The following is a 23,399-nucleotide window of genomic DNA, read 5'->3' as shown; positions in this document are numbered from 1 at the left end:
AACTCTTCTTACCTTAAGTATAAAAGCTAGAATTAATAAATTCAATATATTACAAAAACAAGATAAAACTTTTATTTATTATTGTAATCCTAGAAGGATCTAGCAGAAAAGTAGTTTTTCTATGAAAAATTCTCATAATAAATGGGAATTCCCAAATTGACAACATAAAAGAATTTATAGATTATTAAAATAAATCGCTGAGGTGAACAAATGGATATTCCTAAAATCGGATCGTATATTCGTAAAGTTCGCAAAGAAAGAAGAATGACGTTGGATGATTTAGCTGATGAATACATTCCAAGAGCTACTTTATCTGCAATTGAGAGAGGGATATCCAAAAATCCAACAAAAATCAACTACTTATTACGAAAATTAGACATTCACCTATCTGAATTGACGCAAAAAGATCAAGAAGAAAAAGAAGAACGTTATTTAGAGATGTTATCATTAGAAAATAAAATAAATAGTAATCCATCTTTAGCTTTAAAACAATTACATCAACTTCCCGAAAAAAACTACGGTCCATTTCTCGATTTTTTAAAGGGTCGATGCTACTTTAAGCTAAATCAAGAAGAAAAATCAACTATTTATTTTAAATCATGTATCAAAAACTTAGAGAAAGAAATAGATAGCGAAAAAACAAATTTAAAACCTTATAGTTTAAATCACTTAGCAATCATGGCATTTCACAGAAACCAATATGAACAAGCACTTCAATTTACGAATGACGGGATTGCTTCCTTTGTTTTAAACGGAGAACGCAAGTACCTCTATACGACATTATTATCAAATCAATCCATCTACCTATACAATTTAGGAAGAACTGAAGAAGCTCTAAAAACCATTTCACAAATTAAAGTAGATTCCTTTGATTTAAACATGGATACGGTGATAGGTATATATGATTTTCAAGCCGTCTTAAACCTAGAGATCAAAATGGTTGATGAAGCTTATACTTGTGCCAAAAAAGGCTTAGAGTTAGCACATACCAATAATAACTATGAACGACAATTAGAGATTTATATTACACTTTCTGATATCTATAAACAAAAACAATATTTTCGACATGCAGAAAAATGCCTATTAACTGCCATTGAACTCGAAAACAGCATTACGAAAAGACATCAGTTGGTATTACAAGCCTACTTGCAACTTGGAATTCTTTATCAACAACAAGGCAAATATTCCAAATCGCAAAAAACACTACAAAAAGCCATTAGTATTGCGAAAAAACAAAATAACATGTTAGAATACACCAAAACCATGTCACAATTGGCGAAAACCTTTTATCTACATGGAGATTACGAGAAATCCATTTATTGTTACACTGATATCCTTCACCAAACATCAGATAATTCACTTCAATTACAATCCTACTCTGGACTAGCACAAGCATATCTTCAGTTAGAAGATCATGAAAACTATATGAAATATTCCAAACAATACTTTCATCATGCAACTTTATCCTGAAAGGAGGTCCTAGTATGCGTTTCGGGACTCATCCATCTGGGGATTAACCATAAATCTGCTATTTCCCTTCTTTGTGGAGCGGGAATAGCTTTTTGCTATATCAAATACAACGATATATATTTCTATCATTTTTCTTTCGGAGTATACTAGAATAGTTAATTCTTCTACATTTTTTTGGAGTTATGCAGATGCGTAGTAAAGAACAACTTCAAACACTGCTTGCAGAAATTAAGAAGCGACCGAGCTATAACTGTTTCGAAATTGTTCGTTTTACCTCCACTGCGGAAGTCTTTCTCCATCATCGGCAGATTAAAGAAGCTGATGAACTAATCTATTTGCTAGAGAAAGCTGATCCAGATGTCCTGAAGAAAGTCGATTATGGGAAGATGATCGAAATGATCAGATCTGGCTTGACTGTTTTCGACAGATTGACACCAAAAGACATAAACGAGCTACTAGCGTAGAAGAATTATGCAGTATGGAGTTTAACAAAACTTCATACTGCACCACTACTCAACACTATTGGTAAGATGTTTTAATGATGAGGTATGGTAAACTTCTTCACGAGGTACCATCAATTGCGATAATAAAGAAGGTGATACATACTTTCGCTGTTTTGCCACAAAATCAGAAATATCTTCTATTTCCAATATCCAATCTTCCACGTATTTTTGTAAGCTTTCCTCTCTCAATCCCAGCTGAATTGCTCTTCTTTCTAACTTCTTGCCAAACGGATCATGATCCGGATCCCATTGCAAACGGATAGAAGAGGATTTGACAGCTCGTTTCCAATTTTCTTTTGCTCCATAACGATCTCGATAGCTGCTGTCAACTGCATGCTGTAAAATATACTCAAAACCTTCACGCTTCAATTGAATAGCTAAAGTCACTTCTTGGTTGACTTTCGTCCCCCACCCAGAACGATACATCATCCAAAGAAAATTAGGCTTAATCCAACTCATTCGATTCATCGAGAAATCTCCACCAAATGTCTGTTTTTCAGCAGCAAACAAACCTATCCTATGGTTATATGCCTGATAAACGATAATCGATTTCTCATCATAAGTAGCTAAAATATGCTCTCCTTTGGTTGGCCACTGCTGAGAAGCCTGAAAGTATTTTATAGGTGTGATCAATCTCATGATGCTCCAGCTCCTACACTTATTTTTGCGTACTTCCCATTGTACCTCAACCATTTCAAAAGCGATATCTTTACCAATCTGTTTACTAGTTTAATACATGGAGCCGATGATCAAGTTCTCCAGTTGTTTCTTATATTCATTCATAAAGCAATGGACAGCCTCTCTTTGAAATATCTTTGTGGAAGTACGAACATTGACGACTAGTTGTTGATTTGAAACAAACGATTCAATGTCTAATACATAAGAACTAGTTTCATCATTGTGTACATCCAAACGATTGGATACAGCAACCAACTTCCAATCATCATCGTTAGGAAAGAAATCGATATTTCCGTTGTATCGAAAACGTATTTTTGGTTGTAACCCGCTTTCTGATGATTTACTGTTATATTTCCACAGACCATAGCCAAGACCATCATTGGGAACCAACTGTAAATATTGGTGAATTCTTTTGATATAACTATCCGCATCGCTTAGATCTTTTAGATCTATCATGACTGGATAAGTATAGGAAAAACGTCCCACCGTTCGATGAATAGGAACTCCTTCTAACTCCACTTTTCCTCTGCCATGATTGGTTAACATTAAAACAAACCGGGTAATATCTCCCCACTTTTTTAACGAAAGACTCAAAGCAGTCACTAAAAGTTCTTGCACGCCTGTACGATACAGAGATGGAATGCGACTAACGATCTCTTCTGTTTTGGTTTTGCTAAGAACAAAAGAGATCGTCTGTCTATCTTCTATGCTTTCTTTTTCCTCGTGTTCAATAGTAAATGCAGATAGTTGCTGGATTTGGGGAAAATGTTCCCAATAAGAAGCCTCATTGTCAATATGATACACTGGTGCATGAATTTCATATTGATTAGCCCAATCCAGATAAGAACAAGTTTTCGAAAATTGTAGAGTAGGCTCTTGTTCTTGTTCAACTATCACTTGCTTATACAAATGCAAAAAATCATCGCCTAAAACAAACCAAGAAACCTCATCTATCAGTAATTCATGAATAATCCATAAAATATAATCACCCTGATCAGTCTGAAAATGAGCGATACGAAGCAATGGACCTTGGTTGATATGTAGACTGTTTTTCATTCGATTTGCCCATCTTACAATCGTTTCTAATACATGAGACTGTTGCTGAAGATCAATAGTTACGAGTTGAAACATATTATTTTCGGTAGAGCGTCTGGATTGGACCCATTGATTATCCACCTGTGCAAAAGTCATCTGTAAAGTATCATGATATTCCACTAGTCTTTCGATTACTTCATATAAATCTGCTGCATGTATTTTCCCATTAAATAAAAATAACCGTGATTGACAATTAGCGTGTACATGCTGGAAACATTCACTGAAAAAAGCTTTTTGAGAAATAGTAATTGGTGCATCTTGTTTTACTGGCACATCTTGTTTCCAATTCGAAGTGTACAGTTTTGGAGCAATTTCTTGAATGGTAGAAGAATCTAAGAATTGTTGAAAATTTAGGTGGTATCCTTCCATATACAGCAGAGACATGGTCTGAATTATTTGTAAAATATCCCCGCCTAATTCGTGGAAATGGTCTGTAATTCCTATCTTTCCCCTGTGCAAAACTTGTTGCCAGATTTCTACCAACAGTTGTTCCTCTTTTGTAACGGGGGGAGAATACACACGCTTTGGAACTGGGCCTGTTATTGCAGGAAGTAGATTTCGATTTAATTTACCATTGCTGTTCAAAGGAAGCTGCTGCACATATTCAAAATAAGTCGGAATCATTTGAGGAGGTAACTTCTGTTTAAGAGAGTGTTTTAATTCAGGTATACAATCTTGTCCATCCCCCAAAATATACGCACACAAATATTGTGCACCAAGCTTATTTTTTTTGACGCAAACCGCTGCATCCCGCACATGATTATTCATGAGCAAAATAGATTCAATTTCATAGAGGTTAAAGTGAAAATCATCGATTGTTACTTGGGTATCTACTCTTCCACAAAAGACAATATTACCGTCTGGTAAATAATAGCCTAAATCACCTGTTTGAAATAAACGATCTTGTGGTGTAACTGGATGAAAATGAAACTTTTCTTCTGTGCTGGCCCATTTACCATAATACCCTTTGGCTAAACCGTCTCCACCTACAAAAATTTCCCCAATTACGCCAATTGGCACAGGATCTCCAAATGCATCGAGAATATACACTTTTGATCTGCTCAAAGGCCTTCCAATTGGCACAAGTAATGAGGTATTATAGGCTTTTGTAATCTGGTAACAGCAAGTAATAGAGGAATTTTCCAGCAAGCCATAACAGTTTGTTACCTTTACACTACTACGCTGAAAAAGTTTTTGGACATGCCGATTGGAGACGATGTCTCCAAAAATAAATAAATGCTCAAGCAATAAAAAGTTTGATAAATAAGTTTCGATGAAAGCGAGATACCTAGCAGGCAGCCATAAAACGGTGACTTTCTCTTCATAAATGATATCTGCTATGTCCGAAAGATTGCACCTATCATCAGCTAACAACACTAACTTTGCACCATGTAACAAACAACTCCAAATCTCTGTAAAAGCAATATCAGAAGCAATCGGTGAATTTTGCAAAAAAACGTCCTTTTCAGAAAAAGGGAAGCACTCCTCTTCTACAAAGCATATACCTCTTTGATGTAAAATCTCTACCGCTTTTGGCTTGCTAGTAGTTCCATTGGTATAGAGTACACAACACACTTGATCCACTTGTGAAACAGAATTAAAATATTCCTCCATTACTCTTTCATCCCTTGCTTGAAACGCTTCCTCCATATCCATCCATATCACGGATTGATTCAGAGTGAATGTCTCTTGCAAAGTTTTCGTACTCATCACATAACGAACATGACAATCTTCCAATATGTAATCAAACTGTTCTTGAGTGTTGTTTATCTCCAAAGGAACATAAATCGCTCCAGCCTTTAAAATACCTAATAAAATAGCGATTAGATCACATGATTTATGCAATAGAATCCCAACATGATCACCAGGATGAACTCCTTTATCTAAAAAATAATGTGCAAAAGTATTCATCTTTTTTTCTAGAACTTGATATGTCCATTCCTCTCCCGAATAGGAAATGGCAACATTATCAGGTGTTTTTTTTACTTGCTCATGAAACAACTCAACAAGCGTTCGCTTTTTATTAGGGGAAGTCTTATTTGTCTCCTGATACAAATTGGCTAAAAGGTTGAAATATGCAGTCATCTCCGTTTTTTCCTCCAACAAACATCTAATATTTAAAGAAGAAGTGACAAACACCAACAATCATTTACAATAAATTACATTATAAACAATAATATGTATTTTCTCAATTGGTATCAAGGACAGAAAAAAGAGAGTTTTTAACTCTCTTTTAAGTCGATAATTTCGGAGATATCTTTTTATCATTTTTTGAACTTTTTCTTTTAGCGAACAACAAGTAATAACTTATCAATACGATCAGATGTAGAAACGTTAGAACAAAATAAATGTTACTATAGACAAAACTATTAGATGGGATTTTCATCGGAATCCAATGAAAGCTAGAACCCATATCCAATACACTGCTATATACAGCTGTAGCGATAGCCTGTGCAATAAAATTCAGCATTTGTAACAATCCCATGCCCACACCAGCTTCATTTTTTGGTAATGTTTGTGAAATAGAATTATTCATAGCGATTTGCATAAAGGATTGTCCTACATTTCCTAGAATGAGAAAAAGACCTATCACATAAAAGGAACTTCCTGTGAAAATGGAGAGCAACAGAAAACAAGTAAATAACATACTTGATGCAACAAAGAATAGATACATGTTCCCTTTCTGATCAGCTAATCTTCCTCCCCTTCGTCCGAAAACTGCAGCAGCGATCGCTGCTGGTACCATCGCAAAACCAATCCAAGATGCAGGCAAATGTTGAACATCCGCAAACAACAATGGACTGAGTAAATAGAGCGAAGTCCCGATTCCATTAATAACAAAAGCAATCAATAAGCCGATGCTATACTTTTTATTTTGAAATAATGCTGGTTTGATAAAAGGATTTAGAGCCATTTGAATTCGCTTAATAAAAAGTATACCTATTAATAATGCACCTATCATAAATATTACACTTTTATTTGTGACTCCAAGTAAGAGCAACACTACGGAAACAGTAAGAAAGCCGCCACCTAACCAGTCAAATTTCTCGCTGTCTCTCTTAATCTCTTCATTCAAATATTTACGGTAAAATGGCAGTGTGATTAAAATGAGCAGCGGAATGGCAAACAACCAACGCCAATTAGCAAAACTAACAATAAATGATGATACTACTGGACCAAGAGCACCTCCTAATGCTAAACCAATAGCCATCATACCCAATGCTTTTCCTCTTTGTTCTAACGGAAAATAACGAACAGGAATGAGTACTGCGGTCGCAGGAATAGATGAAGCTCCGACTGCTTGAAGACATCTTCCTACTAATGCCACCCAAAAAGACTGGGATATGAAGCCGATGAAGGATCCAAAAGTAAAAATAAGCAAACCTATCGTTAACAAATTTTTCAGCTTATATTTGTCTGCTAATTTTCCATACGTAACGGTACCAATCGCATATATCAGACTATAAGCTGAAGTAAGCCAACTAACTTGTGCAATAGACAAATGAAACTCCTTACTAATTTGAGGTAAAACATAAATAAACATAAGAACACTCATAGACGAAAGCGTAACAGTAAACATTACGATACGCATTAAAATACTGCCAACTTTTTCAGATACATTATTATTAGGTTCCATCTCTGTAAACCTCCACGCCGTATTATAGTTGACTAATCAACACTACACAAAGTATACCTCTTCGTTGTTGATTAGTCAACTATACAGACAAAAAATCAAACTGCATTGTGAAAAGCAGTTTGATTTTTTTCTAGTCTTCTCTCTTCGTATACTTCAAGGCATGCAAGGAAACTTTTTTTATCATTTTTGCTAACATCTGTTCTTCATCCGATGTCAGATCAGCCGATAGTATCTGATTCCACTTAAGCAATTTTGATTTGATAAAACCTTGCATCTCTATACCTTTTGTTGTTAAAGTGACTAAATATGCTCTGCTGTCCAACGGATCACGGGTTCTTTTTACGTATCCAAGCTTTTCTAATCGTCCAATCGCTCGCGCAGTAGCTGCTTTATTAATATAAAGATTGGAGGATAGTTGTTCTTGGGATACACCATCCTTTTCATATAAGTTTACCAAATAAATATACTCGGAAGAATTAATATCATAATCCTTTAATTCTTGATTTAAATAAATTTGAAATTGACGATGTAATACAGATATCCATTTTGAAAAACTTTCTTTTTTCATCTTCTACCTTCTTTTCGTTTACTTATCAACTATATGAACAAGTATATTTCTCAAGCGAAAAGATGTCAATTTTTCCTAAACAAATAAAAAAGCACCTTATATAGGTGCCAGCGTTTGTGATTTTCGGTTTTGATACTCTACAATCAATAAATCTAATTCTCGACTAATGGGTAAAACGGTGGGATCCAATAATCTACTTGGTTCTCCTTTTACAGATTGGTGTAACTTTTTGCGTACGCGCTCCAACTCTTCTTCTAAACGCTTCAATGGACGTGCATCTTCCATGGAAAGATCCCCCTGCCCTAGCATAGAATAGGTAAATTGGTAGCTATACACTTCATCTCTAACATTTGACCCATATATCTCTTCTTTAACTTATACGCCAGTATGACCAAATCCACCTGCTCCACGAGCAGTGCCAATTAATTCATCTACTGTTTCTAAATTTACTTTTGCTACTTCTTGAAAAACAAGTTGGGCAATACGATCACCGCGATTTATGCGGAAAGGCTGATCTCCAAAGTTAACCATGATAACTTTAATTTCCCCACGGTAATCTGCATCAATCGTTCCAGGGGAATTGAGCATAGTGATACCATGTTTAAAAGCAAGACCACTTCGAGGGCGGACCTGAGCTTCTAAATTGTTAGGCATCGCAATAGAAACGCCTGTCGGGATTAGCTTCCACTCTCCTGGCTGCAACACCCATTCTTCTTTTACTGCGGCACGCAGATCAAAACCGCTAGCTCCTTCAGACATCTTCTCCGGCAATGGAATATCCTCATTACCTGCAATACGACAAATTTGAACAGTAAGCATTTATGTAAATTACTCCTTTATTGCAAAATAGGCAACTTGCCATCTGGTGAAAATAGGACAAAAGATTTTGGTGATTGGAAGATTTTTTTTGCTAATTGATTCACATCTGTAAGTGTAACTTTCTCTACTTGTCCAATAATTTCATCCAACGACATATGTTTTTTTAATAATAATTCATTTCTTCCCAAGCGGCTCATTCGGTTATTCGTACTCTCCAGTCCTAGCATCATGCTTCCCTTTAATTGTTCTTGCGCTTTTTTTAATTCTTGTTCTGTAATTCCCTGAACAGAAACCTGACCTAGTACATCTGTAATGACATTACAAACTTCTTGTTCTTGACCATGTTTTGTACCAGCATAAATAGCAAAAAGTCCATTTTGACGATGAGAGGAATGATACGAATAAACAGAGTAAGCAAGCCCTCGTTCTTCTCTCACTTCTTGAAATAAACGGGAACTCATATTGCCACCAAGTATATTATTCAAAAGTACAGTGGAATATATTTTTGAATCTGTTACTGATAACCCTTGAAACCCAATACATATATGAGATTGCTCAATTGTCTTTTGTCTCACTACTACTTTTGGTGTGAATAAAGGTACAGTAGTATCTTCCGGTATATATTTGCCTTGATAACCGGAAAAATAGTGATCCAGTTGCTCTAAGAAATCATCTGGTAAGTTCCCTGCTAAAGCAAGCACAACATTATGCGGATTATAATATAAATCTTGATAATCCAGAAGCTGATCTCTCGAAAAGGAAGAAACATTATCCAATGTACCTATGACAGGATATCCAAGAGAATGAGTGGAAAAAGATACTTCTGAAAGAACATCATGAATGAGATCATCTGGTGTATCTTCGACCATCGCTATTTCTTCTAGTACTACCTTCTTTTCTTTTTCTATCTCTTGTTTATCAAAAGTCGAATGAAAAAACATATCCGCAAGAAGTTCAAGAGACAATGAAAAATGCTGATCTAACACTTTTGCATAATAGCAAGTTACTTCTTTAGAAGTAAAAGCATTGACTTGGCCACCAAATTGGTCGAATCCTTCTGCGATCTCTCTTGCTGTACGGGTAGTAGTTCCTTTAAAAAGCATATGTTCCATAAAATGGGAAATCCCATTTAATGTTTTTGTTTCTTTTTCTGAACCTGCACCGATCCAAATACCGAATGCGATAGAACGGACATGTGGTATTTGCTCTGCTACGATGCGTACTCCATTGGGTAATGTGTGGGTAATGATGATAAAAAACCTCCTAGCACATATGCTGGATTCCAAATTCAAGAAGTATTTTCACTATATCAAATTAAGGAGATTCGCTCAACTTAGGTTGGATTCGGATGCTAGAAAGTACTTCTGAAACAGTAATGAGAGCTAGATTTTTTTGTTTGATAGCACGAATAATACCTGGTAAAGCTTTGACAGTTCGATCTGTTGGATGCATTAAAATTAAATTGCCAGGCTCTACTTTGTTCGCTATTTTTTGCACCATCGAAGAGGATGTAGTACTTTTCCGCCAATCAATTGTATCCAATGTCCATAAAACGGTGCCTAGATGATACTCCTTTGCTACTTTGACAACTCTATCATTAAAATCTCCCGCTGGGGGAGCAAACCATGTACTCGGATGATGAAATACTTGTTTGATCACTTCTTCCGTTCGATTGATTTCTCTTTGCATCCGATCAACTGGTACTTGACTCATCAACTGGTGTGTATAGCCATGATTTCCGATTTCATGTCCGTCTTTTTCCAAAGCTAGCCCTTCTTTACGGTGGCTATTTAACCATGTACCATCAAGAAAGAAAGTTACTTTCACATTTTCCTTTTTGAAAATACGCAGCATTTCAGGTAAATATTCTGTCCCCCATGCAACATTTACCATTAAACCCACTGCTTTTTGTTGCTCATTTCCCCGAAAAATGGGTCCACTTCCCAAGTCACTAAGATCAATTGCAGGTTTAACTATTTTATATACCCATTGTATCTGCTTGGAATGGAGCTTTTTGGTTTTCTCATATGTTTTTTCTTTATCTACTACCTGTCCGTCTAATCCAGGAATTAGGTTCCATACACGATCATTACGTGCATTAATAGGTGCTATTTCATGCTTCGCTGCTTCTTGGTTTATTTTAGCTTGAAGTTCCACATCAGTCGATAAAAAAGCAGGAATGACCGATTGACTGCGAATCGAAGATAAATAGAGAGATACTGGGGATGTAAAGCAAATAAAAGTAACGATGATAAGAACAAAAATACCTATAATATAATAATTCTTTTTCAACGGCTTGTTCATCTCCTCTCAACTTTACTCTATGAGTAAAAAAGAAAAAAATGAAACGTTTTTAATGAAATAGTTGTCATATATTTCGCTCAGTTTACCAATTTAAAGTTTCTTATTAAAATAAAACCATATTCAAATAGAGGAGATGCAAGCCAATGATTTTCTTTTCTTATTCGGCAAGGGTAGTTGAGGTGATAAATTTATAAAAAATGAGGAGAACAAATGACGCTAAAATATAAGCAATTTTTTCATGGGAAATTGGTGCGGTTGGCTTCGTTTCAGATGGACGATACTGTTGAGATGGTGCGCTGGTATGAAGATGCAGATCTATTGAGGAACTTGGACACAGATTTAGCTGTTCCGCGAACTTTACAGGAACTACAAACAGAAAGTAATTTAAAAAGCCGAAGCCCCAATGCTGTACAATTCAGCATTCGAACGTTAGCAGATAATATCTTTATTGGTTTTGTCGCATTGCATTCCATTGAATGGAATAATCAAACAGGGCTTTTGGCGATTGGCATAGGAGACCAACAGCATCACCATAAAGGATATGGAACAGATGCACTACAACTAATCCTGCGCTATGCGTTTCATGAATTAAATTTTAATCGTGTAGGATTAGATGTGATTGATTATAATCAAAATGCCATCAAATCTTATGAAAAAGTTGGATTTACGATAGAAGGAAGAATGCGTTCAGCTGTTCTTAGAGATGGAAACAGTTATGATCGTATCATTATGGGAATTTTACGACAAGAATGGAATCCCAAAAATAGCTTATTAGAAAAATACGAAATGAAATAAGATATTATGACTGGAACCCTCGATAAAACGGGGGTTATTTCATGTGAAATAAAAAACTTTTACTGTAAACACAAATAAAAAGAGACAGATTTACCATTCTTGGCATATCTGACTCTGCTGTTTACTTTTTCGATGCTTCTTTTTTCTTCGCTTCTTCTTCTTTTAGCAGCACCTTGCGTGAAAGGTTAACTCTGCCTTGATCATCTATTTCTGTCACTTTCACCATAATCTGATCCCCGATAGAAACTACATCCTGCACTTTTGCTACGCGTTCTAGTGCTAGTTGAGAAATATGTACCAAACCTTCTTTGCCTGGGAATAGTTCCACAAATGCACCAAACTTTTCAATGCGCTTCACATTGCCCAAGTATGTTTGTCCTACTTCTACCTCTCGCACAAGATCCTCAATGATCTTCTTCGCTTGTGCATTTTGGTCACTATCAGCTGATGCGATATAAATACGACCATCTTGTTCAATGTCAATTTTTACGCCTGTCTCTTCAATAATTTTGTTAATTACACGACCACTGGGTCCAATGACGTCGCGAATTTTATCAGGATGAATCCGCATGGTCACAATTTTTGGTGCAAACTTTGATAGTTTTTTACTAGGCTCTTTAATGGTGGCTTCCATATTATCTAGAAGCGCAATTCTAGCTCTACTTGCTTGTTGTAAAGCTTTTTCGAGAATAGGCCGGTCAATACCCGCAATTTTTATATCCATTTGCAGTGCAGTGACACCTTTGCGTGTACCTGCTACCTTGAAATCCATATCACCAAGATGGTCTTCCATCCCCTGAATATCCGTTAGTACACTAACTAGTTCTCCTTCTTTAACTAGACCCATTGCAATACCTGCTACAGGTGCTTTTATTGGTACACCCGCATGCATGAGTGCAAGCGTGGAAGCACAAATACTGGCTTGAGAAGTGGAACCATTGGATTCTAACACTTCAGATACTAAGCGAATGGTATATGGGAACTCATCTTCACTCGGAATTACTTGTTCTAAAGCACGTTCACCAAGTGCTCCATGTCCAATCTCTCTTCTTCCTGGAGAACGCATTGGTCTCGCTTCTCCAACACTAAAAGGAGGGAAATTGTAGTGATGCATAAAACGTTTGGATTCTTCTAAATCCAAACCGTCTAAAATCTGCACATCACCAAGTGCACCTAATGTACAAACACTTAATACTTGAGTCTGTCCTCGACGAAACAAACCTGATCCATGCGTACGAGGTAAGATGTTGATCTCACTGGATAGTGGACGGATTTCATCAGTAGTACGTCCATCTGGACGTTTACCCTCTTCTAAAATAAGACGCCTTACTTCTTCTTTCACCATCAAATCAAGTGTCTTATGGATATCTTTTTCCTTTTCTGCATACTCTTCTTCGGAATATTCATTTTGCAATGTTTCAATAACCATATTTTTCACTTCATCGATCGCATCTTGACGAGCTTGTTTCTCTACAACTTGAATCGCAGCTGTCATTTCTGTTAGTGCTAAAGCACGAACCCGATTTTGCACATCTTCATCAATGCTAGCTAGTTGTGGAACCATTTTCTCTTCTCCACACTTCGAAACAATCTCTTCTTGTACTGCAACTATCTTTTTGATTTCTTCATGCCCAAGTAAGATCGCTTCTAATACAATCGATTCTGGAATTTGTTTTGAACCTGCTTCCACCATATTGATTCCATCTTTTGTTCCGGCAACGACCAAATGCAAATCGGATTGTTCCATTTCTGCAACCGTTGGATTAATAATGAATTTCCCGTCTACACGACCAATGATTACACCTGCAATTGGTCCTGCAAAAGGAATAGATGAAATAGAAAGCGCAAGGGACGCTCCTATCATTGCAGCTATTTCTGTTGAACAGTCTTGATCAACCGACATTACTGTTGTCACAACTTGAACTTCATGACGAAATCCTTCTGGAAATAGAGGGCGGATAGGTCTATCAATCAAGCGGCTTGCCAAAATTGCCTTTTCACTTGGACGACCCTCTCTTTTGATAAAACCACCTGGTATCTTACCAACTGCATATAATCGTTCTTCGTAATTCACCGTAAGAGGGAAAAAATCGAGTTCTTTCGGTTCTTTTGACGCAACTACTGTAGCCAGTACAGCAGAATCTCCATATCTCACCATTACTGATGCATTCGCTAAAGCTGCATATTTTCCAATTTCAAATGAAAGTTTTCGTCCACCAAGCTCGGTTTCAATTAGTTGAGACTCCACTTCATATCCTCCTTTCAGACGTTTAACATTTTTCTATTCTCTTTTTAATTAGTATTTCCTGCTTTGTCAAATTTCAAAAGGTATAAAAAAACGGGGTGTAATACCCCGCTTTATCTACGTAATCCAAGTTTTTGAATTAACTCACGGTAACGAGTAACATCCTTATCTTTTAAATAAGTAAGCAAGTTACGACGTTGTCCAACCATTTTGAGCAATCCACGACGTGAATGGTGATCTTTTTTATGATCTTTCAAGTGTGAGTTCAACTCATTAATGCGATGAGTTAAAATCGCTACTTGTACTTCAGGAGATCCAGTATCACTTTCATGAGTTTTATACTCATTAATAATTTCACGTTTTTTCTCAAGGGAAATAGTCATTTTCTTTCACCTCCATCTTCTCTATCAACCCCAATAACCCAGTATACCGTTGAGGCAAACGGAAACCGCGTTATGGTTCCTATGACATTATAGCCTAAACAAAGTTACATGTAAATGTTTGAAGAATCAAGACATCTTTGTATTTTATATCAAAATATTTTTGGTGTCCATATCCAGATTTTCTGTATCCAACCACTGGATTGCTTGCATTTCATCCGTTTTGATCTGTTCAATCAATGCATCTACTGAACTAAATTTCACTTCTTTGCGAAGATAATGCAATAACTCAACTCGCACCGTCTCTCCATAAATATCTAAATCAGCAGGTTGCTGCAAAAGATGTACTTCCAATTTCGGCTTGGTTGCCAGCAGGTCGAAAGTAGGTCGAACACCTACATTCATTACCCCATAAGCCATTTTATTGCGGAACAGAGCTCGTACCACATAAACTCCATTTGCTGGAATAAAAAATGGTTGATTTGGTTCTATATTTGCTGTTGGATAGCCAATTTGTCTACCTCTTTTATCGCCATGTATTACTTCACCATGAATACGATATGCTCTTCCAAGTAAGTCATTAGCCAAATGCACATTACCAGAAGCTAGTGCATTTCGTGTTCTTGTACTACTGACTGCTAACCCACCCATAATAATCGGATCAACAATTTCCACATCAAACAAACCTTTTCCTAATTGAACCAAATCTGATGCAGTTCCAAGTCCTCGATGGCCAAAAGTAAAATTAAAACCAGTAGTCACCGCAGAGACTTGTAAAGAAAGTAGAACATCTGTAATAAACTTTTCTTTTTCTAAGTTTGCAAATGCTTGGTCGAACGTTACAACATAAGCTGTTTTCATACCAAGCTTCTCAAGCTGAAAGAGTTTCTCTTGCAGCGGTGTCAAGTATCCCGTGAATTCTGTTTTGCCAAGTACCTCTCTTGGATGTGGTGAAAATGTCATCACTGCAGGTGTAATATTCAATTCTTCTGCCTTTTGGATAGCTTGTTTAATCACAGCTTGATGCCCCAGATGCAAACCATCAAAAAAACCAATCGCCAGACTCGATGATGCTAACTCATATTCATTTGGATTGAATGGATAAGAAATCTCAATTATATTCATTACTCATGCACATCCCGAAATACTTTTACTGGTCTTAACTCTTGATGTTTGATCTCGTAAATTGCATAAAATCGCCCTGATTCATCATATACACGTACGATTTGATTATCAATAGGAAAATCTATATCTTCTATCTGAAAGGGAACACCATCTAAAACACGGGCTGCATCTGCTTGATCGATTATAACAGCTGGTAAATGGCAAATCGCTGCATCTATGGTTACGAGGCTATCTGAAAATGTATCATTATCTTTTTTTTCTTGCAGCTCTTCAAGTGTAAAACAATCTGGTGATTGAAACGGACCACTTTGCACCCGAGATAAACTACTCATATGAGCAGGATACCCTAATACTTTGCCTATATCAACACATAGCGTTCGAATATATGTCCCTTTGGAGCAAGTAACATCAAATCGAAGACTCGGATAACTAGAATCGGTTGTTGGGATTCGTTCTAAAGTCAAGTCATAAATGGTGACATGGCGAGGAGCTCGATCTATGACCTGTCCTTTTCTCGCTAAATCATATAGTCGTACACCATTTAATTTTACAGCAGAATACATTGGGGGTACTTGTTCTATCTCGCCGACAAAATGTTGCTTTATTCTTCCCAAATCAAATGAAGCATCGACTCTATTTGCTTGTTCGATAATTTCTCCAGTTTGATCTTCTGTGTCTGTGGCTATGCCAATTATCATTGTACCCTGATACCGTTTGGGAAGATCTTGAATATACTCAACAATTCTTGTTGCTTGTCCCAAACATATGGGCAAAACGCCTTCCACCTCCGGATCAAGCGTACCAGTATGCCCTACTCTTTTTTGACCAGCAAGACGCCGTATCCGGCTAACTACATCATGCGATGTAAGTCCTTTTGGTTTCCACACAGGTACAACCCCATGTAATGTCATTCTTTCACGCCCTCTAATGCTTCTTTCAATTTTTTCACAACTAATTCAATGGCTTCATCCATATCCCCTTTAATGGTACAACCCGCTGCACGAGCATGACCTCCACCACCTAGCGAGAGAGCTAGTTTTGATACATCAACAAGCTGACGAGATCGAAGACTGACTTTTATATGTTCCTCATCTTTTGGACGAAATAACACACCAACATCTACACCTTCGATATTTCGAGCAAAATTCACTAGTCCTTCATTATCTTCTTCCGATGATGTTAAATAAGCTACCTTTCCATCTAAGATTATCTCCATGGTTGCCAGTGACTTTTTTAATTGAGCTAGATAGCTGGTACTTATGGTCTCTAATAATCGTTCCGACAAATCATACGCCTCTGCTCCAAGGTCAAGAAGCTTTGCAGCAATTCGGAGCGTACGCGAAGTTGTGTTGGAATAACGAAATCCTCCAGTATCCGTCAACAAACCCGCATACAAGACTGTCGCTAATTGATTCGAAATGGGAATCTCTAAATGCTCAACCCAGTCATAAAGGATCTCCACCGTTGCCGCTGCATCCGATTTAATCATGTTCATCAAACCAAAAGAATCATTTGTAGCATGATGATCTATATTTATAATGATAGCCTCACTGTCAAAAAGCTGCTGACAAGTCCCTATTCGGGAAATGTCAGCAGCATCAACAGCAATAACAACAGCAAATTGCTTGTTTTCTATGTCGGATGGCGATAAAATCTTATCCGCTCCTGGCAAAAATGTCATTTTATCAGGAACGGGAGATTCATTTACAAGAGTAACCGGAATCCCAAGAGATCGAATGATTTCTCCAACTGCCAGTGTAGAGCCAATGGCGTCACCGTCAGGATTCAGATGTGATACAACTAAAATCTCATTCGCATTTTGAACAATTTTTGTAACACTTGTCCAGTCCAACATAATGTTTCTCCTAATCTTCATCTCTTACTTCATGTAATAATTTTGTAATTTGTTCACTGTGATCGAGAGAATGGTCTACAGAAAAATGTATTTCTGGAACATGTCTTAGCTGTACTCGTCGGCCTACTTCTGATCGAATAAAACCTTTTGCTTTTTCTAGTGCGGAAATCGATTCATCTTTCTCCGACTGATTTCCTAGTATACTTACATATACTTTGGCTTGCTGTAGGTCACCGCTCATTTCTACCGCGGTTACAGTCACAAAACCAATCCGAGGATCTTTGATTTCTTGTTGAATAATTTGGCTAAGCTCTTTTTTGATCTGTTCGCCAACACGGCTCGTACGGATGCGTGCCAATGCCGACACCTCCTACACAAAAGTGATGTCAATATGAAAGATCATCATTTCATCTGTCGCTTCTAAGAGATTTAAAGCGAGCTGAAGCTCTTTTTCCACCACATGCTTAGCAGTTGCTACGCCGACAATAGCGAGCTCAAACACTTGGCGATCATCTTGTCTTCCAACTTCTGAAACGGAAAGATTCCATTTGTTCTTGATTCGAGTGAGTACTGATTGAAGTACTCTTCGTTTGTCTTTGAGCGAGAGGGAAGAAGGGATTTGCCCCTCACACGTCAGTAATCCAATAAACAATTACGTACGCGCCACTTCTTCAATGACATATACTTCGATCAAGTCCCCTTCTTTCATATCATTATAACCTTCTAATGTAATACCACATTCATAACCTTGTGCTACTTCTTTCGCATCATCTTTAAAACGTTTTAATGTATCCAGATTTCCTTCATGGATAACAATGCCATCTCGAATAAGTCTTGCTTTTCCATCTCTAACCACTTTTCCATCGATGACATAACAACCAGCAATCGTTCCTACACGGGATACTTTGAAAATTTGACGAATCTCAGCTGTACCAACAACTTTTTCTTCAAATTCTGGATCTAGTAGACCTTTCATGGCAGCTTCGATCTCTTCAATTGCCTTGTAAATAACACGGTGCAATCGTATCTCAACGTTTTCTTGTTCAGCAGTTGCACGTGCATTTGGTTCAGGACGTACATTGAATCCAATAATAATTGCATTCGATGCAGAAGCGAGAATAACATCAGATTCCGTAATAGCTCCAACAGCTGCATGAATAATTTTCACACGAGCTCCTTCAATATCAATTTTCTCCAATGAGCCTCTCATTGCTTCAGCAGAACCATGTACGTCCGCTTTGATAATAACATTTAACTCTTTTACTTCGCCTTCTTGAATTTGTTTAAACAAATCATCCAGTGTAACTCTCGTTTTGGCTCCACGTTCTTCATCTCGTTGTTTTTGATTTCTTCGGTCGGCGATAGCACGAGCTTTCTTCTCATCATCAAAAACCATAAATGGATCGCCTGCACCGGGTACATCTGGCAGTCCTAATATTTCAACAGGCATTGATGGAGGAGCTATTTTTACCCTGCGGCCATGATCGTTGATCATCGCACGAATTTTACCAAAGTAATTTCCAGCTACAATACCGTCGCCTACCTTTAGTGTACCATTTTGAATAAGAACCGTCGCAACTGCTCCCCGTCCTTTATCGAGCTCTGCCTCGATGACAACTCCTCGTGCACGTTTATCTGGATTTGCCTTCAATTCTTGCACTTCAGATACTAATAGTATCATCTCCAGAAGATCTTCCATACCCTCTCCATTGATGGCAGAGACTGGAACAAATATGGTATCGCCACCCCAGTCTTCAGGAACGAGACCATACTCTGTAAGCTGTTGTTTGATTCGGTCTGGGTTAGCATCTACTTTATCCATTTTGTTGACTGCTACTATAATGGGAACATTTGCTGCTTTGGCATGATTGATAGCCTCGATGGTTTGTGGCATTACTCCATCATCAGCAGCTACTACTAAAATAGTAATGTCTGTTACTTCCGCACCTCTAGCTCGCATCGTAGTAAAAGCAGCATGACCAGGTGTATCTAGGAATGTAATTTTTTTGCCACTAATTTCTACTTGGTATGCCCCAATATGCTGTGTAATACCACCAGCTTCACCTGATGTTACATTGGTGCTTCGTATTTTATCTAGCAAAGTAGTTTTTCCGTGGTCTACATGCCCCATAATTGTCACAACAGGAGGACGTTCTTGGAGTGTATCCTCTGAATCTACTTCTTCAATTTCTTCAATGATGGACTCATCAAACTCTTCTTTGTAAATAACCGTTACACCAAATTCTTCTGCCACAAGTGTCATGGTATCTACATCAATCTCTTGGTTTATTGTAGCCATAATGCCAATCGGAATTAATTTACGAATAACCTCTGATGCTTCTTTTCTCAATAACTTAGCAAATTCGCCGACAGAAAGTGGACCAGACACCGTAATTTCTTTTGGCAATACGGGTGCTTGTTTTTCACGGGTTTGTGATCTTCGATCATTTCTCCTTCTATTACCCCGTTTTCCACCGCCTTTTCCTTTTGAAAAAGGATTATTATTACTTCGTTGTTGTTTATTCTTTTTAATTGGCTCCTGATTTGCTCGAGATGATGGCTGACCTTTTTCTTGAATTTCTTCCGTTACTGAATTATTTGTTTGACTCATAGACTTCGCCGCCCCATGTTGTACAGTTTGTTTGTGACTTTTTGCTTTCCCTTGATTTCCGGTTCCTGATCCCTGTTTTGATTGCTTGACAAACTCTTCTACTTTTTTTGTTGCAGTTTCGTCCATGATACTCATGTGATTATTAACAGGAATGCCCACTTGTTCTAGTATATTAATAACTTCTTTGCTACTCATATCTTTCTCTTTGGCAAATTCATATACTCGGATTTTGGTCATCCGTTCACCCCCATTAGTTACGTAACGAGCCCCCTTAGCATCTGGCAGAAACCTGAATCCGTCACTGCCATAACGACTCGTTCACCTTTTCCTACTGCAGTTCCAAGGTCAACTCTCGATCCAACTTGGAGCAGTGGAACCTCATACGAATTGCATTTGTCAGTAAATTTTTTCGTTGTATTCTTCCCTGCATCCGTCGCCAAAATAACCAGCTTTGCCTGACCATTTCGGATGGACTGAAGAACAAACTCTTCTCCCAATGTTAATTTACGTGCTCGCTGTGCTAGACCTAACACTTGAAAGAAATTATTCTTCATGTGAAACTCCCTTTGCATATTCTCTCAGTTGATCATACAACGCAGGTTCTACTTTCGTTTGAAAAATCCGTTCTAATGATTTCTTTTTTTGTGCCATATCAATATATTCTACTTTTGCACATAAATAGGCTCCTCTACCGGACTTTTTGCCGGTTGGATCAATCAAAACTTCATTTTCTGGAGTTCTCACTACTCGTATTAGGCTTTTTTTGGGAAACATCTCTTGCGAGACAATACATTTTCGCATGGGAATTTTTTTCTTTTTCACTGTATCTCATCCTCTGAATGTGCAGGAATAAATTCATCTCCTGCCTCAGATTCACTCTTGATGTCAATTTTCCAATTAGTCAATTTTGCCGCGAGACGAGCATTTTGACCTTCTTTACCAATTGCCAAAGACAATTGATGATCAGGAACAATAACTCTTGCCATTTTATCATCTTCATAAATAGTTACAGACGTTACTTTTGAAGGACTTAAGCTTGCAGCGATCCATTCTGTTAAATCATCGGAATAGCGAATAATATCGATTTTTTCTCCTCTAAGTTCATTGACGATTGTCTGTACCCGCACCCCTTTATGACCTACACAAGCTCCAACCGCATCTACATTTGCATCTCTAGATGTGACTGCAACTTTTGAACGTTGACCAGCTTCACGTGCAATGGATTTAATTTCGATGACACCGTCAAAAATCTCAGGAACTTCTAGTTCAAACAAGCGTTTTAATAGACCAGGGTGAGTCCGTGACACAAATATTTGGGGACCTTTCGTTGATTTTTCCACTTTTGTAATAAAAGTTTTTACCCGATCTCCATGTTTAAAACGCTCCCCAGGCATTGTTTCCGAATGAGGTAAAAGCGCTTCTACCCTTCCAAGATCAATATAATAATTACGATTATCCGCTCTTTGCACGATTCCTGTAACAATATCTTCTTCCCGATCGATAAAATCAGAATAAATAATGTTTCTTTCTGCTTCCCTTATACGTTGGGTAACAACTTGTTTAGCAGTTTGAGCAGCAATTCGTCCAAAATCAGCTGGAGTTACCTCGATTTCCACTACATCATCTAAAGAATAATTGGGATTGATTTCTTTTGCAGCCTCTAAAGAGATCTCCAAACGAGGATCTAAAGCCTCTTCTACGACATTTTTACGTGCAAATACCCGGACTCTACCAGATTCTCTGTTGATATCAACTCGGACGTTTTGTGCTGAATGAAAATTTCGTTTGTAACCAGAAATTAATGCTGCTTCTATCGCTTCGATCAATACATCTTTACTGATGCCTTTTTCTTTCTCTAATTGACCAAGCGCTTCGATGAACTCCGCATTCACCGGCATAATCCTCCCTTCATTATGAAAAAACCACGCTTAACCTAGCATTTGCTATTTTTTTCCGGGGAATTGCCTGCTCATCCACATAAATTTCCTCTGGCTGAACGTTTTGTAAGACCCCTTCAAATACTCGCTGTCCATTGATAGGTTCATATGTACTAACATATACGGTTTTTCCAATTGCTTTTTGATAATCTGATTCTTTTTTGAGTGGTCTTTCTGCACCAGGTGATGAAACTTCCAAGTAGTAATTTCCTGGAATAGGGTCTTTTTCATCCAATACTAGGCTTAGTTGTTCACTAGCTTTCGCACAATCATCGAGATCCACTGGCTTTTCCGTACCATCGATAAAAACTCGCAAAAACCAGTTCGGTCCTTCTTTTTTGTATTCCACTTCCACTAACTCTAGTCCTAGAGCTTGCAGAAGAGGAACGGCAATCTTTTCTACTTGCTCTACTACTTGTCGACTCACGAATACTACCTCCATAATAAGTAGCTGTTAAAATGCAAAGAGTGGGTTGTTTACCCACTCTTTCAAAGGAGCCCTATCTAATAATCACCATAACCTTAGAAAAGCACTTCACCTGAAGTGTGTAAGGTTAGGTGAAGGATGAACATCTGATAAATCAAATGTGTTACTGTGTGTAGTATTGCCAAAAAGATTATATCACAATCACATGGGTAAAACTATCTAATTTTTTTCAGTCTTTTTTTGATGCTTGTTATCATTTTGTCTTCTTCATATGTATTTCGCAAAGAACCATATCATTACAAAATCATAATAATAAAGTACTTACAAATGGTAAACATACTATTTGACACTCCCACGGCTAAAGCCGTGGGATTCTTGGGTAGTTCACGCACGCAGTCCATTTCTGTTTTGTGCAACTCCCAAGTTCAGGGGTGTGCCATCACCCCATCCCATGCAGTTATGATGTACCTCCATGGGCGGCGTACCTGCTACCAGTACGCTAGGCTGCTAAACCGGATATCGCTTTAGCGATATTGATCGCCCCATTGAGATCTGCATGACTACGATAGCCACATTCCTTACAACAAAAATGAAGTCCCTTGCGATTTGCTTTATAGCGATGACCATTTTTGCATGTTTGGCTGGTATATTCCGGATTTACCAATTCAAATCGAATTCCAGCCATCTCGGATTTGTAGCGAATGTATTCTCGTAGTTGATAAAAGGACCATGAATGAAGATTGCGACCTGGATCCGTGCGTTTCGATTTTATAGTTGCTTTAAGCGTTCCCTTTCTAAGGGATACCGAGCAACGCTGTCTCTTACAATGTTTCTACACATCCCAATACCATTCCTCTTAATAGTTAAAATTTACTTGTCATACATTCCCTATGGATTCTCGTTGAAAAACAAAACTTTTTTGAATACAAAAAAAAGGGCTTAGAGCCCTT

At 37.6% G+C, this 23,399-nt stretch carries 23 protein-coding genes and 1 pseudogene; 3 read left to right on the top strand and 21 right to left on the bottom strand.

Going from position 1 to position 23,399, the window contains the following annotated elements:
* Positions 1-210: 210 nt before the first annotated feature.
* Both AC5WOC_RS00715 and AC5WOC_RS00710 read left to right on the top strand, forming a co-directional pair.
* The gene (locus tag AC5WOC_RS00715) at positions 211-1,470 is read left to right on the top strand and encodes a helix-turn-helix domain-containing protein (RefSeq protein ID WP_496053493.1); all 1,260 of its coding nucleotides are present in this window, start codon (positions 211-213) and stop codon (positions 1,468-1,470) included.
* Between the two features lie 188 nt (positions 1,471-1,658).
* Positions 1,659-1,934 (top strand): hypothetical protein, encoded by a 276-nt coding sequence (locus tag AC5WOC_RS00710; protein ID WP_496053492.1) that lies wholly within the window; start codon positions 1,659-1,661, stop codon positions 1,932-1,934.
* A gap of 45 nt (positions 1,935-1,979) precedes the next feature.
* Here the strand turns inward: AC5WOC_RS00710 and AC5WOC_RS00705 are convergent, their stop codons facing one another.
* The 8 genes from AC5WOC_RS00705 to AC5WOC_RS00670 all read right to left on the bottom strand — a co-directional run bounded on the left by AC5WOC_RS00705 (position 1,980) and on the right by AC5WOC_RS00670 (position 11,062).
* Positions 1,980-2,612 carry a DUF4291 domain-containing protein gene (locus AC5WOC_RS00705; protein ID WP_496053491.1) on the bottom strand — a complete coding sequence of 211 codons (633 nt, stop codon included), beginning with the start codon at positions 2,610-2,612 and terminating at the stop codon, positions 1,980-1,982.
* A gap of 90 nt (positions 2,613-2,702) precedes the next feature.
* Positions 2,703-5,831, bottom strand: coding sequence for an AMP-binding protein (locus AC5WOC_RS00700; protein ID WP_496053490.1), 3,129 nt, complete (start codon positions 5,829-5,831; stop codon positions 2,703-2,705).
* Positions 5,832-5,979: 148 nt separating this feature from the next.
* A complete protein-coding gene (locus AC5WOC_RS00695; RefSeq protein WP_496053489.1) occupies positions 5,980-7,383 on the bottom strand; it encodes an MFS transporter in 1,404 nt (467 codons plus the stop codon).
* Between the two features lie 130 nt (positions 7,384-7,513).
* Positions 7,514-7,951: a MarR family winged helix-turn-helix transcriptional regulator gene (locus tag AC5WOC_RS00690; protein WP_496053488.1), complete on the bottom strand. Its 438-nt coding sequence runs from the start codon at positions 7,949-7,951 to the stop codon at positions 7,514-7,516.
* A gap of 96 nt (positions 7,952-8,047) precedes the next feature.
* Positions 8,048-8,236 (bottom strand): Spo0E family sporulation regulatory protein-aspartic acid phosphatase, encoded by a 189-nt coding sequence (locus AC5WOC_RS00685; RefSeq protein WP_496053487.1) that lies wholly within the window; start codon positions 8,234-8,236, stop codon positions 8,048-8,050.
* A 90-nt stretch (positions 8,237-8,326) separates the two neighbouring features.
* Positions 8,327-8,770, bottom strand: coding sequence for a dUTP diphosphatase (dut, locus tag AC5WOC_RS00680; protein WP_496053486.1), 444 nt, complete (start codon positions 8,768-8,770; stop codon positions 8,327-8,329).
* 17 nt (positions 8,771-8,787) lie between these two features.
* Positions 8,788-10,023, bottom strand: coding sequence for a M16 family metallopeptidase (locus tag AC5WOC_RS00675; protein ID WP_496054133.1), 1,236 nt, complete (start codon positions 10,021-10,023; stop codon positions 8,788-8,790).
* Positions 10,024-10,084: 61 nt separating this feature from the next.
* Entirely contained in the window at positions 10,085-11,062 is a 978-nt protein-coding gene (locus AC5WOC_RS00670) for a polysaccharide deacetylase family protein (RefSeq protein WP_496053485.1), read from the bottom strand.
* A 222-nt stretch (positions 11,063-11,284) separates the two neighbouring features.
* Here AC5WOC_RS00670 and AC5WOC_RS00665 point away from each other — a divergent pair, with 222 nt between their 5' ends.
* Positions 11,285-11,869, top strand: coding sequence for a GNAT family N-acetyltransferase (locus AC5WOC_RS00665; RefSeq protein ID WP_496053484.1), 585 nt, complete (start codon positions 11,285-11,287; stop codon positions 11,867-11,869).
* Between the two features lie 121 nt (positions 11,870-11,990).
* Here AC5WOC_RS00665 and pnp read toward each other — a convergent pair whose 3' ends face one another.
* The 13 genes and pseudogenes from pnp to AC5WOC_RS00600 form a co-directional block, all read right to left on the bottom strand.
* Positions 11,991-14,117 carry a polyribonucleotide nucleotidyltransferase gene (gene pnp, locus AC5WOC_RS00660; protein WP_496053483.1) on the bottom strand — a complete coding sequence of 709 codons (2,127 nt, stop codon included), beginning with the start codon at positions 14,115-14,117 and terminating at the stop codon, positions 11,991-11,993.
* Between the two features lie 110 nt (positions 14,118-14,227).
* Positions 14,228-14,497, bottom strand: a complete 270-nt coding sequence (gene rpsO / locus AC5WOC_RS00655; protein ID WP_496053482.1) for a 30S ribosomal protein S15 — start codon at positions 14,495-14,497, stop codon at positions 14,228-14,230.
* 144 nt (positions 14,498-14,641) lie between these two features.
* Positions 14,642-15,619 (bottom strand): bifunctional riboflavin kinase/FAD synthetase, encoded by a 978-nt coding sequence (locus AC5WOC_RS00650; RefSeq protein WP_496053481.1) that lies wholly within the window; start codon positions 15,617-15,619, stop codon positions 14,642-14,644.
* On the bottom strand, positions 15,619-16,530 hold the full coding sequence (gene truB / locus AC5WOC_RS00645; protein WP_496053480.1) for a tRNA pseudouridine(55) synthase TruB: 912 nt from the start codon (positions 16,528-16,530) through the stop codon (positions 15,619-15,621). Before truB ends, AC5WOC_RS00650 begins: the two co-directional genes overlap by 1 nt.
* Positions 16,527-17,474 (bottom strand): DHH family phosphoesterase, encoded by a 948-nt coding sequence (locus AC5WOC_RS00640; RefSeq protein WP_496053479.1) that lies wholly within the window; start codon positions 17,472-17,474, stop codon positions 16,527-16,529. Before AC5WOC_RS00640 ends, truB begins: the two co-directional genes overlap by 4 nt.
* A 10-nt stretch (positions 17,475-17,484) precedes the next feature.
* Entirely contained in the window at positions 17,485-17,832 is a 348-nt protein-coding gene (gene rbfA, locus AC5WOC_RS00635) for a 30S ribosome-binding factor RbfA (protein WP_496053478.1), read from the bottom strand.
* Positions 17,833-17,844: 12 nt separating this feature from the next.
* Positions 17,845-18,126 carry a DUF503 domain-containing protein gene (locus AC5WOC_RS00630; protein ID WP_496053477.1) on the bottom strand — a complete coding sequence of 94 codons (282 nt, stop codon included), beginning with the start codon at positions 18,124-18,126 and terminating at the stop codon, positions 17,845-17,847.
* Positions 18,127-20,322: a translation initiation factor IF-2 gene (gene infB, locus AC5WOC_RS00625; protein ID WP_496053476.1), complete on the bottom strand. Its 2,196-nt coding sequence runs from the start codon at positions 20,320-20,322 to the stop codon at positions 18,127-18,129.
* A gap of 17 nt (positions 20,323-20,339) precedes the next feature.
* On the bottom strand, positions 20,340-20,639 hold the full coding sequence (locus AC5WOC_RS00620; protein WP_496053475.1) for a YlxQ family RNA-binding protein: 300 nt from the start codon (positions 20,637-20,639) through the stop codon (positions 20,340-20,342).
* A complete protein-coding gene (rnpM, locus tag AC5WOC_RS00615; RefSeq protein ID WP_496053474.1) occupies positions 20,629-20,907 on the bottom strand; it encodes an RNase P modulator RnpM in 279 nt (92 codons plus the stop codon). Before rnpM ends, AC5WOC_RS00620 begins: the two co-directional genes overlap by 11 nt.
* Complete coding sequence (nusA, locus tag AC5WOC_RS00610) at positions 20,904-21,977, bottom strand: transcription termination factor NusA (protein WP_496053473.1); 1,074 nt, start codon at positions 21,975-21,977, stop codon at positions 20,904-20,906. Before nusA ends, rnpM begins: the two co-directional genes overlap by 4 nt.
* Before the next feature lie 19 nt (positions 21,978-21,996).
* A complete protein-coding gene (rimP, locus tag AC5WOC_RS00605; RefSeq protein WP_496053472.1) occupies positions 21,997-22,449 on the bottom strand; it encodes a ribosome maturation factor RimP in 453 nt (150 codons plus the stop codon).
* 499 nt (positions 22,450-22,948) lie between these two features.
* Positions 22,949-23,203 (bottom strand): annotated as a pseudogene (locus AC5WOC_RS00600) (zinc ribbon domain-containing protein); the annotation flags it as partial.
* Positions 23,204-23,399 lie beyond the last annotated feature (196 nt).

This window comes from Shimazuella sp. NTD247 (genome assembly GCF_059510415.1).
Note: the sequence above shows the minus strand (reverse complement) of the source record. Positions and strands in the feature narration are given on the sequence as shown.